Source organism: uncultured Porphyromonas sp., from assembly GCF_938023125.1.
Taxonomy (GTDB): Bacteria; Bacteroidota; Bacteroidia; order Bacteroidales; family Porphyromonadaceae; genus Porphyromonas.
Genome location: NZ_CALHDW010000017.1, coordinates 152,292 through 165,101, shown reverse-complemented (window position 1 = coordinate 165,101; position 12,810 = coordinate 152,292). Strand labels below are relative to the sequence as shown.

The following is a 12,810-nucleotide window of genomic DNA, read 5'->3' as shown; positions in this document are numbered from 1 at the left end:
ATCGCCCCGGGCAAAGCTTTGTGGAGAAGGTGACTATCGTTACCAGTCGGACTGAGTATGAGACGTTTGTTGCCGAGCAGGCAGAGACAGTTCCTCTATATTACCATCCTTGGTGGCTCGATGCCGTAACCGGTGGTACCAAGGATTGGCAGCCTTGGTGTGCCCTCTCCGATGATGGTCGAGTGCTTGCTATCTTCCCTTTGTATGCCCCTATTCGAGGGGTGGCCATCCCTCCTCCCTACACGCAAGTAGGGGGGATCTACTTCTCTCCTGAGGGGGAAGGAGAAGGCTGCTCCCCCCAGAGTAAGCATGGTCTCTTTATGCAGAGGCGCAAGATTACGATGGCGTTTGTGGAGGCTATGCCGCAATTCAAGTACTTCGAAGTGCCTTTCTCCTCCTCTTTTACGGACTGGCTGCCCTACTACTGGCAGGGGTATAGTTCATTCGTTCGCTACTCGTATGCAAGGCGGTTGCCCCGGGACGAAAAAGCCCTTCTTGCGAGCGAAAATAGGGATATACGGCACAAAATCACGTTGGCAAAGCAACAGGGGTATCAATACCAAGAGGCCTCTACTCCCGGAGATTTACTGCGCCTCTCTCGTACGCTTTACCGCAAAAAGGGGCTTGCCCATCACCTCCTCACAACCCTAGAGCATACGGTGGATGTTGCGATGAGTCGTGGGCAAGGGCTCCTGCCTACCATCTATTCTAAAGAGGGCGATCTCCTTGCCGCCGGTTTTACTCCCTACGAGGGGTCTACTGGTTATCTCATTGCCACTGCATCCGTTGGGGGCAAAGAGCACAAAGCGGCTCCTGCCTATTTGATTCACTCGACTATGCTTGCCTTGTCGCATTGTCACCTAACTCATTTTGATTTTGAGGGCTCTATGCTGCAAGGGGTTGAGGCGGTATTCCGTTCTTTTTATGGGGAGCAATATCCCTTTTATAGGATAAGCAAAGGCTCCCTATCCCTCAAGCAGAGGGTTCAATTAGCCTACCATTACAGACAACTCCATGCGCACAGATAAAATTGCTCGCTATATTATCTCCTTCCTTTTGAGAGAAGAGGGTTTGCCGGGGAAGCTCACCAATGCGGTGGGTTATACGGACAATCCTGCCGAAATGTTGCGCTATAAGGTGGTGATCAAGCCCTCCGGTTTTTTTGACGTGGGAGTATATGGTACAGAGGCGGCAGACCCCAAACTTCCGCTTTTGGAGTGGGAGGGGATTCCTTTGCTCTTTGGCTCTCCAAGCGTAACGAGGGCGTACGAGGGTGGCCCCATCCTGATTCATGCCGATATTGTGGCCTCCACGTATTATCTGGTCTCGCGCTACGAGGAGATGTATCGCCGTACAGAGCGGGACGTTTATGGGCGTTTCCCCGGCAAGAAAAGCCTACCCTACCGAGCCGGTTTCTTGCATCGCCCTATTGTGGAGGAGTATGGAGAGCAACTCCGCTCTCTGCTGCAAAGTGCTTTTCGAGAGAGTGGGCAAGAGGAGTTTTCTAAGTTCGAATTCCCCCCTGTCCCCCGTAAGTTCGCCCGAGTGCTCCTAACGCACGACATCGATTGCCCGTATGAATACCATGGGGTGCGTAGCCTTTTCCGTGCATATGTAAAGGAGCATAAGAGTCTGTGGAATGCCTATCAATTGGCTTTCCGCTCCCTCTTGAGCGATCGTTATTTCACCTTCGATCGATTCCTCGAGTGGAACAGAGAGGTGGAGCGTAGGCTCCCCAAGGGGAAGTGTAAGACGATATTTTTTTACAAGACGCCGAGCAAAGAGCCCGAGGATCGCCCTAACTATCGAGTTACGCGCGGGGCAGCTCATCGGGTGCATCACTATGCCCGTAAGTATGGTATAGAGGAGGCTTTCCATATCCCCATGGAGGGATCTCTGCATCCCGAGCGCATTGAGCAACAGTTGCATCTGCTGGAGCACGATCTCAAGAAGAGCATCACGCACGCTCGGTATCACTATCTGGCGGCTCGTGAGCCCGAGGATTTTTTATATCTCCTCAATGCCGGCATCCTAGACGACTACACGATGGGGTACCCCGATGTGGCGGGCTTCCGCTTGGGTACTTGCCGTCCGATTCACTATATCATGCCCTCTACCGGTACCATTACCAACCTTGTGTTGCATCCGCTTACCCTAATGGATTGTTCGCTAGACCGCACCAAATATATGGGGCTAGGCGCACGCGATGCTCTAAAGTACAGTTATCAGTTGCTCATTGCAACTGCAAAATATAACGGAGAGCTTAATTTGCTCTTCCATAACGACCTATTGGCCAAAGAGGTTCACCCCTATCACTCTCGGCTTTATCGCGAGTTGTTGCGGATTGTATTGCGTATCGAAGAGAGCAATGCAACGGAAGAAAAACCTCTAGAAGAGCTTATACCATGCCCCGACGTATTCTCGTGCTAGCCGATCTCTACCCGCCCCATTTTGCACCGCGCGTGCTTTCTCTGGTGCGCTATTGGGTCTCTTTGGGGTGGCAAGTGGTGGTAGCTACCGAGGAGATTAAGCAATGGAATAGCTCGGGTCATGGTAGGGTGTTTGAGGGCGTAGAGGATCTTTGCCCCACGTATCGCATCCCACTGAGGAAGTCGTATAGCGTGTGGGAGTCCCTCGGAGAAGCCTTCTTCTCTACGAAAGAACGCGCCTTTGGACAAGTGCTCGAGAGGCAGCTGAAGATGAACGAATTCGACCTGATTGTCTCTTTTTCGTACCGCACTTTCCCTCATGGAACGGCTGCACAGCTTGCCCAAAAGAACCATCTGCCCGTAGTGATGGATTCGCGAGATATTGTAGAGCAGTACCCTCGCTACGAGTTCCTTCCTTCCCATAAGGGGCAAAAATCGTTACCCAAAAAACTCTTTCTTTCCCTCCTGAAATATCAGTATATCCGCCAGCGGAATAGGGCCTTTCGGTCGGCACAAAAGATTGTCACCATCTCCCCTTGGCATCAGAGCGTTCTTCAAAAAGCGACAAAGGGAATACCGGTGGAGGTGCTCTATAATGGCTATGATCGCTCCCTCTTTTACCCTCGGGAGCCGGAGAGAACGCCCCGCTTTACCCTTCTTTTTACGGGGCGATTGCTGACCCTCGCTCGCTCTAATCCATCCCCGCTTTTTGAGGCATTGAGTAGTGACGCTTTGCGCCCTATCATAGAGGAGGGCTTGCTAGAGGTGGCTTGGTATGTAGATGAGCAGTCGCGAGAACTTATTGAGGAGTGTTTGAGTCGTTTTCCCGCCTTTGTGGCCTCTCTGCAGCAGATTCATAGTATGCAACCCTTTGTTCGAGTGCCGCATTTGTTGCAGCAGAGCAGTATGGTACTCATGTTGGGTACCCCCGAGATGCCGCACGGAGCGCATGGCATCGTCTCAACAAAGATCTTCGAAGCCCTTGCCATGGAAAAGCCAATCCTTATGGTTATGGGCGATAAGGCAATAGGCGAGGAGATACTAAAGAGGGCAAGAGGAGGCTGCCCCGCTGGGCAGATTTCCGAAATAATTGACTACATTTGTCACTGCTATGAGCAATGGAGATCGTTAGGTTATACCCAGATTGTGGAGCCTAATAGAGAGTATATTGCTACCTTTGCACGTGATGAGATTGCCAAGCATTACACCTCAATACTCGAGGAGGTGCTAGCATCTTATCGGAGATTATAGGAATAAAAATGAACGAACAACCCGCACCTTCTTCAACGCCTTCCCCCTTGCCGGAAGAGCCTGCAGAGCCACGATCATACCGCTTAATTGCGGGGCCGTGCAGTGCCGAGAGCCGTGAGCAACTACTCGCTACAGCCGAGGGTTTGCAGCCGCTCGGGATTGATCTCTTTAGAGCCGGCATCTGGAAGCCTCGCACTAAACCGGGTGGTTTTGAAGGAATTGGCATCGAAGGTCTTTCTTGGTTGGCAGAGGTAAAAGAAAAATTTGGTTACCGCACTACCACCGAAGTTTGTACCTATAAGCATGCCGAGGCTGCCCTAGAGGCCGGAGTGGATGTGCTCTGGATTGGAGCCCGCACCTCTACAAATCCTTACTCTGTACAGGAGATTGCCGAAGTGCTCCGAGGATCTAATATCCCTCTCATGATTAAAAACCCAATGTGCCCCGACCTGCAGTTGTGGTTCGGTACCATTGAGCGTTTTTGGCAAGTAGGCATTACGGATATTTCTGCCATCTTTAGAGGATTTCCGCCACCCCCTGCCTTCAAGATAGACTACCGCAACGCTCCCTATTGGGGCGTAGCCTTTGAATTCCAAAAAGAACTGCCCGACGTCCCTCTTATCTGTGACCCCAGCCATATCACGGGCCGCCGAGAAGCCATCAAGGCTGTGAGCCAAAAGGCGTTGGATCTTGGCTTTCAGGGGTTGATGATCGAGAGTCATATCCAGCCTGCCAGTGCCCTCACGGATGCCCGTCAGCAGGTTACCCCATCTGAGCTTAAAACCATAATAGATAGTCTCGTAATAAGGAGTAAGGAAACTCGTATAGACGATATCCGTCTCAAGTCTTACCGAGCCACTCTTGCCGAGATGGACAATCTTCTTATTTCCAATCTGGCGCATCGTATGATCGTTGCTGCCCGTATTGGAGAACTAAAGAGACGTGCCGATATCCCCGTCTTGCAGGAAGCGCAGTTTGAAGCCAACCTGGCGGAGTATATTTCGTGGGCCGAGAGTTTGGGGCTAGACCCCTCTTTCGTAAAGAATTTTATGACTCTTATACACGAAGAGTCGGTGCGTATCCAGCACAACAATCGTAAGTAATCCCTATCCATTTAGACTAGAGAGCGCATTATATAACAATGACAAACAAAGCCATTATTAGCATAGGTAGCAACAAGGATCGAACAAACAATATCAACAGTGTTACCCAGCTACTCCAATCTTCGTACCCGGGGAGCCGCTTCTCCACACCCGAGATTACCGAACCCATAGACCTGCCGGAGGGTACAAAGCCCTTTCTAAACCTGGTTGCCATGATCCCTACCGCAGAGTCTTGTGAGGACTTTTGCTCCCGCCTCAAGGCGATAGAAAAAGATTTCGGGCGTGATCCCGATGACGACGAAGAGGGAATTATCCCCCTCGATATAGACCTCATTGAGTGGAACGACGAGGTGATAAAGCCTCACGACTTGGTGCGTCCTTATGTAGTGGCAGGGATGGAAGAGATCGACGAGTTTTAGTCGCTTCTCCTTCTTCCCTAGAGAAGAAAGGAAAGTATATGCAGCCGATAGATGTAACTCCAGAGGGGAACCTTAATCCCACCCCTCCGCAAGAAGAGAATTATTTCTCCCGAGAAGAAAAGGCTCGTCTCTTGGAGTTGTATCGGGAGCTGAGGGGGCTGGCTCATATCCAAGTCCCCCCGTCGGTATATCGGGAGCGGCTCACTTTTTTAGTGAAACAGGGCTGTTTTGCCCGAGATGAGTTTGGCTACAACGGGCTTATTCGTCAGCTCGAAGTAGCCCTTATTGTATCCAAAGAATTTAACCTCAGCAGTGTATCCCTATCGGCAGTACTCTTCTATAGGGCTGTCTACAAGGGTTTTTACACACCGGAGGAGGTGGCGAAGTTTACTCCGGAGGGGACTGTATCCCTTATTGCTCGCATACGAGAGACAGCTCAGATCTATATGCGTCGCTCCCATGTGGAGGACTCTCTCTTTCGCGAACTGCTGCTCACGGTGGCTGAGGATGTGCGCGTACTGCTTCTGATCATTGCAGACCGCCTCTATCGGATGCGCACGGCCAAAAAATATCTGCCCGAGGAGAAGCGTCGCGAGCAAGCCGAGGAGGTGAATAGTTATTTTATCCCTCTAACGCACAAACTTGGGCTCTATGCCGCCAAGGGAGAGCTGGAAGATCTATACCTAAAATACACGCAACCCGAATCTTTCTATGCCATCAAATCGATGCTGGGAGAGACCAAACGTGCACGCGAAGAATACTTGCAAAAGTTTGTCTCCCTCCTTAGGCAGTGTATTGATAGTGGTACCAAACGGTGGTGTTATGAGATAAAATCTCGCACCAAGAGCATTAGCTCCATCCACAACAAGATGCAGAAGAAGGGGGTCTCTTTCGATAATATCTTCGACCTGACCGCCCTGCGCATTATTATCGAAGCACCTCTTCGGGAGGAGCACGAGGCCTGCTGGTACTGCTATAGCTTGATTACGGACAAATTCACGCCCGACACAGAGCGTTTGCGGGACTGGATTACCACACCCAAGGCCAATGGCTACGAATCGCTCCAAATCACCGTGGAGGGCCCCGAAGGGCGCTTCATAGAAATCCAAATCCGTACCCGACGTATGGATGAGGTGGCAGAGCGGGGGGTGGCTGCCCACTGGCGTTATAAGGGCCTTAAGAGTGAGGGAGAACTGGACAAAACGCTTACTTCGGTGCGTAAAATGCTGGAGACAAAAGCGGATGTCTCTGCGGACGAAAACGAAAAGTACAGCCTAGGCGCCCCCAAAGAGATATTTGTCTTTACCCCCCGAGGGGAGCTGAAAAAACTTCCCCCAAAGGCTACAGTGCTCGACTTTGCCTTCGCCATTCACTCCAACGTGGGAGCTACGGCGGTGGCGGCTCAGGTCAATGGCAAGAATGCCTCTCTGCGTACGGTCTTGCAAAATGGGGATACAGTAAGTGTGACAACCAACCGCAATCAATACCCGAGGGAAGACTGGTTACAGATCGTGGTTAGCCCGGCTGCCAAAAATAAAATCCGCCAGAAACTAAGAGAACGGAGTGAGCGAGGGCTTAGCGAAGCACGTGCTACTCTCGAACGCCGCTTCCGCAATAGGCACCTTACTTGGGATGAGAGTCTATTCAATCAGCTCACCCGCAAAATGGGCTATGCTGCGCTTAACGAGTTTTTCCGCGACGTAGCCGATGATAAGATAGATCTAAATCATGTTTTAGAGGAGTACCAACGCCGCTACGAGGCTCAGTACACGACTTTGGAAACAGCCGCCAAGGAGGGAACATTGACCATCCCCCTTACCTACGAAGCTGTGCAGACGGCAGACGCCTCTAAGCAGGAGAGTGCCGTGGCCGGGCGTGGTGCCGGTACCGTGGTGATTATGGACGAAAGTCTTAATGGGGTGGATTATGCGCTTGCTCAGTGCTGCAATCCGCAGTTTGGGGATGCTATCGTAGCTTATCCCTCTCGCTCGGGGATTCGTATCCACCGCAAGAGTTGCCCCAATGTGCCCTATCTGATGCAAAATAACCCCGACAAGTTGCTATCGGCCGAGTGGTGCGGATTAGGAACGGCACAACCCAAGGCCCACCTCTATGTAGAGGCTATCGATAGTGTAGAATTGGTCTCTAGGTTGATTTCTCTTGTCAAGAATAATACTTCCGTTGCGCTACTGAGCTACAATATCCAGACAAAGGGTGGTTTGATTGATGCGGAGTTTACCGTACAGGCTCCGCGCCCACGCATTCAGGCCCTACGCAACCAAGTGGCTGTGCTCCCGGGGGTGCACTCTGTTCGCCTGCGCTTCTAATACTTCTGTTTTTTCATGGGAATCCCCCTTCGTGTAGGCGAAGGGGGATGGGATGGTTTGTTAGCGGCGAGGAGCGCGCTCGGGGCGTTCTTCGGCTTGTTTGGCAACGAGTTTACGTCCCATAAACTCTTGTTCGTTAAGAGCTTCGATGGCAGCCAAAGCCTCTGCGTCGTCCATTTCTACAAAACCAAAGCCGCGAGAGCGACCGGTCTCTCTGTCTGTAATGATGCGAGCATTGGCTACGCTTCCATACTGTTGAGCGAGGGCGATAAGATCCTCGGCCTTTACCTTGTAATTGAGATTACCTAGATAGATGTTCATTCCTCTTGTGAGAATTAAAATTAGTACTATGTCATAAAAGGAACTACTTCTACTATCGGAAGTTATGAGCTAGAGGAGGATTCCCCTTTGTAGAGGGCTGCTCGCTAGCATCTCCACCTACAAAATATATCTCAAAGCCAATCCCAGAGGGATTAGGTGTTCGCTTGTGACGAGACAAAGGTAGGTAAAACTCTCTAACTATCTTTTGTTGGCGCAAAAAACTTACTCTTTGCATTTTAGATTTTCTCTTGTGGCGTTGCCTTCTCTCGCTGGAGCGGGGAGGCCGGGGCTCTCTGCAAGCCTATCGTGCGAGGGGCGCCGGTGACTAAAGGCTAGTTGTCCTGTTTCCATTCCGTTTTAGGCTGATTTTGAGGGGAGTTTCTGCCCTAAAAGTTTTTATTTTTTGCCTGAGATTGGAGAAAATCTTACCCGGAAATCCAAAAAATTTAGGCCTGTGATTTTTGAGCGATCCACCTATTGAGGCGTTTAGAACCGAACGAAAGGATAAAATAGCTAGCAAGCTTATCTCTCTCTCTTGGAGGCTAATTGCTTACGTTGATATTTAGTCTAAAACAGAAGCCGTTTCCGAAGTTTTTTGGTCGAATTGTCGTATATTTGCATCATTGGCGAGGGGCTGATGAGGGGAGTGTGTCCCTCTTCTTATGCTCCAAAATCGGTTGATTTAGGGATAAAGAAAGACTCTCCGGATCCCTCTCTTTTGAGGGAGCGAAGGAGGATGTAAAAGAGAAAATAAGTCTACGTTATGATGAGTTTAAATCCTATTAAGAAGCCTAGAAATAGGTTTTTATGCTTGACTTTTTTGTTGGCTCTATACCTTGGTATAGGTGGAGCCGGAGCTCAAAATGACCATTTGCTGCGAGGCATGGTATTGGATAGCCTTAGCCGTGAGCCGGTACCCTTTGCGGCTGTCTCTTTTACCCCTATTTCGGAGGGGAAGGAGGGGAGTGCTCTACGGCAACTTACCGATGATGGAGGGCGTTTTGCCATATCTGTACCTGTGGCCAATGAGTACAAGGTCGAAGCCTCTTTTGTAGGCAAGAAGATGAAACCTCAGATACTCCCTTACAGCAAAGTGAAAAGTATGGGTATGTTGCGCCTTTTTATGGCCGACGATGCCGAAAATCTTGCAGAAGTAACCGTTACGGCTGCTCGTCCTTTGGTACGTCTTGATGCCGATCGCATTGCCTATAATGTAAAGGATGACCCTTTGAGCAAGGCTGAGTCCCTCCGAGATATGCTCCGAAAGGTTCCCCTTGTAACGGTGGATGGAGAGGGAAATGTTAGCGTTAAGGGGTCGAAGAATTTCCGTATTTACCTCAATGGTAAGCCCTCTAAAATGATCTCCTCAAATCCTAAGGAGGTACTCCGTAGCATCCCAGCTTCTACTATTAAGTCGGTGGAGGTAATCACAGAGCCGGGGGTAAAATATGAGGCCGAAGGGGTCGGTGCCATCCTCAATATTATCACGGAACAAACCTCTTTTGAGGGGTATCAGGCACAGATAGGAGTAAATGGCTCTATCATACAACCCGGTGGGGATGGGAATGTATTTTTCACCAGCAAGGTCGGTAAGTTTGGGGTTACTGCCAACTATCACGGAGGGGTGTACAACTTCTCTATGATGCCGATGCTCAATACCTCAGTCCTTACCTATCGTGATACGGGTATCCGTCTTACTAGCGAGAATACAGTGGAGCGCAATAAAAGTCGCTATGGCTACCACATGGGAGGATTGAACCTAACCTACGACTTTAATGAGCGCAATCTTCTGTCGTTGAATGTAGATCTTTCTAGCCATAACACCCCGGGAGTGAATATTACTACCACACGCACCGAAGACCCCTCGGGCAAGTTGCTTGCCAAGTATGAGTTGTGGGACGATACTAAGAGTAGCTCCACAACGCTCGAAACTCGGCTTGACTACGAGCATACCACAGCTCTAAAGGGTGAGTCCCTAACCCTCTCCTACCAATGGGTTCATACTCCCAATCATAGCGAGGTTCTTACTGATCAGAAAATCTTTGACCCTAAGAATGCCGAGAGTATTCTGCAGACCAATCGACAATTCTCCCAAACCGATGCTGCTTTTAATGAGCATACCGGACAGATCGATTATGTTCGTCCTTTTGGCGATAAGTGGAAGGTAGAGGCAGGGCTTAAGAGTATATTCCGTTTGGGTGCGACCGAGTCTGTGTTTAAGGTCTTGGATAAAATTAGCAACGAATGGGTTGTTGGGAGTCTCTTTGGGCAGCATTTGGGTATTAGTGGCTCTCCTATGGCATATAAGCAAAATATCTATGGAGCCTATGGTAATGTCACCTACCGCAAAGGCAAAGTCAATCTCGTAGCCGGAGCTCGCGCCGAGTATGGCGTACAAAACGTAGAGTTTGCCAGAGAACCCAAAGCCAATTTGCATCATACCTTTTTGGATGTAGTACCACAGCTTATTGCTACATGGACTCTTGCCGATGCAGACCAATTGAAGCTAGGATACAACTACCGCATACAACGCCCCAGCATTACTCAGCTTAATCCTTACCGCGAGCAGGTATCTCCCCTCTTGGTGAAGTATGGAAATGAAAACCTCTCCAACGAGAGGGTACATGCCCTAGATGCTACCTATTCGCACTATACGCAGAAGTTCTCGCTCATGCTAAGTGCCAGCTACCAATTCAGCAATAATAAAGTGGAGGAGTACTTCTTTAGCCAACTTGACGATAAGGGAAATCGTATTTTACACCAAACTTATACGGATAAGGGAAAGATGCGTTCTTTGGGCTTTAACCTCTTTACGCAGTATGTACCGGCATCGTGGGTGCGCCTCTATTTGCAGGGCAATCTAGACTTTGTGACCCTAGATGCTAGTGGTATTAAGATTAATGGGAAAGACGATTATGGCAATACCGTAATGAAAGGGCTGGGAGGTAACAGCTTCGTGGGGGCGACGTTTACCCTTCCCAAGAATTGGAGTCTGGGAGTAAATGCAGGCATATTTATCCAACCTCCTACGATCAACCTAAAGAGCTTCTGGGGATCTTGGCACCACCTGAGTGTGAGCAAGTCGCTCCTCAAACAGCGACTAACTCTCTCGGGATGGATTAGTAATCCCTTCTCGCCCTGGTATAATTTCAATATTGAGATGTCGTCTCCTTCATTCAAGGGTGAGACCCGAGTGCGCAACTATGGCTTATCTACGGGTATCTCGATCAGCTATAGTTTCGGTAACCTTAAGAGTGCTATTCGCAAGGTAAGCCGCACCATTGAGAATAAGGACTTGATGAGCAGCGAAAAGAAGGAGCAGGGGGCTGGAGGTGCACCCGGAGGAGTTGGAGGTAATTAATCCCTTCCCCTACATAAAGGAGAAAAGAGAACTAATATAATTTATAATTATAGCATAGTCCATATGGTGATGTGAAGTATCTTCATTTGTGCGCAGAGAGGTCAGGAGTTAAAAGGTAGATTTTAGGCCTTCTTTGTGGCAAATAGTTGTTGTTTTGCCTTGTACTATGTTAATCCTCTTTTATGTTTGGATTTTATCGTTATATTCGTGGTCAAGAAAGGTGTGAGTATGCTTCTGGGGGGATATCCCTCTCTCGTTTGCATGCGAATGATTTACCCAAAAATACAATTGGATGAGAAAGTTTTTTTATTCTTTGATTAAGGTGGATCCTAGTACTCCGAAGGGTTGTGCTGTACGAGGTCGTCATGCTTGGAGAAAGTTTATGGCGGTAGTGTCCACGTTTTTTGTTATCACAGGTATATCCTCTTGTCAGGAATCTTTGCAGAAGGATTATACGACTGAGGAAATATGGTTGGTATCTCATAAGACAGAGAAGAAGTTGATCTATGAACTTGTAGAGAATGAGGTTGAATGTATGGTTGTCACTAGTCTTAGTTCTCCTCATTCAGAGCCTTTTTATGTTCCACTTAATGGAATAAGAGGATTTGACTACCAAATAGGGTACAGATACAAGATAAAGGTATTGATTACTCATTTGGCAAATCCTCCGCAGGACTCCTCTAATCAGATTTTTGCGCTAGAGTGCATTTTTTCTGAGGAGAAAATTGAATAAATGTGTAATCTTTAGTATGATTGTGTCATGAAGAAAAGTGTTTTGTTTTTTTACTGCTCCTTTTTGTAGACGGATTAAATGCCATATGTCCAGTAGTGCATATGCTGGAGGGATAGGGAAGGAAGCGAGAAGGGTAAGATCTCCTCGTTTCTTTCCCTTCTTGATTCTATCCATAGTTCTGTATATCTGCACCAAGATAGAGCTGGTGTGCATTTAGCTTCTTACTGTGTATAAATCTGATGGTTATGGAGGTCGTTCTTAGCTGTAATCCCTCAGAAATTCCATTCTAACTCCCTATTTTCCCCTAATATATTCATTGGCTAGTGTATTATTACTATATTTGCACCAAGATATAGGCCCTCTCGCCTCTCTTGCCACAGAGAGGGAAGGCGTATAAAAAGAAGCAAACTAATAAGTGTAGAATATGGATCTATCACATATCGAACACCTTGGAATCGCCGTTAAGAGCATCCAAGAAGCTCTTCCTTTCTTTGAAGAAACTTTAGGTCTTAAGTGCTACAACATAGAAGAAGTAGCCGACCAAAAGGTACGCACAGCATTCCTCAAAATTGGAGAAACCAAGCTCGAATTGCTTGAGCCGACAAGCGAAGACAGCCCCATTGCCAAGTTCCTAGAGAAGCGAGGCGAGGGTATTCATCATATCGCTTTTGCTACTCCCGATGCCGGTGTTGCCCTCTCCGAAGCCGGAGAAAAGGGTGTACAACTTATAGACAAACAGCCTCGTCGTGGGGCAGAGGGGCTTAATATCGGTTTCCTCCACCCCAAGAGTACACACGGACTATTGCTAGAGTTGTGTGACGCAAAAGACAAATAAAACAACGAATAAACACTTTAGAGATAATTAT

Annotated in this window: 10 protein-coding genes; 9 read left to right on the top strand and 1 reads right to left on the bottom strand. The window is 48.7% G+C overall.

The features are described from left to right. The first annotated feature begins 29 nt into the window (after window positions 1-29). From Q0090_RS05350 to Q0090_RS05325, 6 genes are read left to right on the top strand one after another with little or no spacing between them, the layout of a single operon-like run. Window positions 30-1,028 (top strand): hypothetical protein, encoded by a 999-nt coding sequence (locus Q0090_RS05350; protein ID WP_297948330.1) that lies wholly within the window; start codon window positions 30-32, stop codon window positions 1,026-1,028. Continuing rightward, entirely contained in the window at window positions 1,015-2,430 is a 1,416-nt protein-coding gene (locus Q0090_RS05345; protein WP_297948327.1) for a polysaccharide deacetylase family protein, read from the top strand. Before Q0090_RS05350 ends, Q0090_RS05345 begins: the two co-directional genes overlap by 14 nt. Next, window positions 2,406-3,680 carry a glycosyltransferase gene (locus tag Q0090_RS05340; protein ID WP_297948323.1) on the top strand — a complete coding sequence of 425 codons (1,275 nt, stop codon included), beginning with the start codon at window positions 2,406-2,408 and terminating at the stop codon, window positions 3,678-3,680. The genes Q0090_RS05345 and Q0090_RS05340 overlap by 25 nt, the downstream gene beginning before the upstream one ends. A gap of 8 nt (window positions 3,681-3,688) precedes the next feature. Then, on the top strand, window positions 3,689-4,783 hold the full coding sequence (locus Q0090_RS05335; protein ID WP_297948321.1) for a bifunctional 3-deoxy-7-phosphoheptulonate synthase/chorismate mutase type II: 1,095 nt from the start codon (window positions 3,689-3,691) through the stop codon (window positions 4,781-4,783). Window positions 4,784-4,821: 38 nt separating this feature from the next. After that, entirely contained in the window at window positions 4,822-5,202 is a 381-nt protein-coding gene (locus Q0090_RS05330; RefSeq protein WP_297948318.1) for a 2-amino-4-hydroxy-6-hydroxymethyldihydropteridine diphosphokinase, read from the top strand. Between the two features lie 38 nt (window positions 5,203-5,240). Then, entirely contained in the window at window positions 5,241-7,529 is a 2,289-nt protein-coding gene (locus tag Q0090_RS05325) for a TGS domain-containing protein (protein ID WP_297948314.1), read from the top strand. A gap of 60 nt (window positions 7,530-7,589) precedes the next feature. Here the strand turns inward: Q0090_RS05325 and Q0090_RS05320 are convergent, their stop codons facing one another. Further along, on the bottom strand, window positions 7,590-7,850 hold the full coding sequence (locus Q0090_RS05320) for an RNA-binding protein (protein WP_297948311.1): 261 nt from the start codon (window positions 7,848-7,850) through the stop codon (window positions 7,590-7,592). A gap of 811 nt (window positions 7,851-8,661) precedes the next feature. Here Q0090_RS05320 and Q0090_RS05315 point away from each other — a divergent pair. The 3 genes from Q0090_RS05315 to mce all read left to right on the top strand — a co-directional run bounded on the left by Q0090_RS05315 (window position 8,662) and on the right by mce (window position 12,779). Continuing rightward, window positions 8,662-11,211 carry an outer membrane beta-barrel family protein gene (locus Q0090_RS05315; protein WP_297948308.1) on the top strand — a complete coding sequence of 850 codons (2,550 nt, stop codon included), beginning with the start codon at window positions 8,662-8,664 and terminating at the stop codon, window positions 11,209-11,211. A 292-nt stretch (window positions 11,212-11,503) separates the two neighbouring features. Continuing rightward, window positions 11,504-11,944, top strand: coding sequence for a DUF4377 domain-containing protein (locus Q0090_RS08000; protein WP_366136407.1), 441 nt, complete (start codon window positions 11,504-11,506; stop codon window positions 11,942-11,944). A 424-nt stretch (window positions 11,945-12,368) separates the two neighbouring features. Further along, entirely contained in the window at window positions 12,369-12,779 is a 411-nt protein-coding gene (gene mce / locus Q0090_RS05310) for a methylmalonyl-CoA epimerase (RefSeq protein WP_004332086.1), read from the top strand. Window positions 12,780-12,810: the final 31 nt, after the last annotated feature.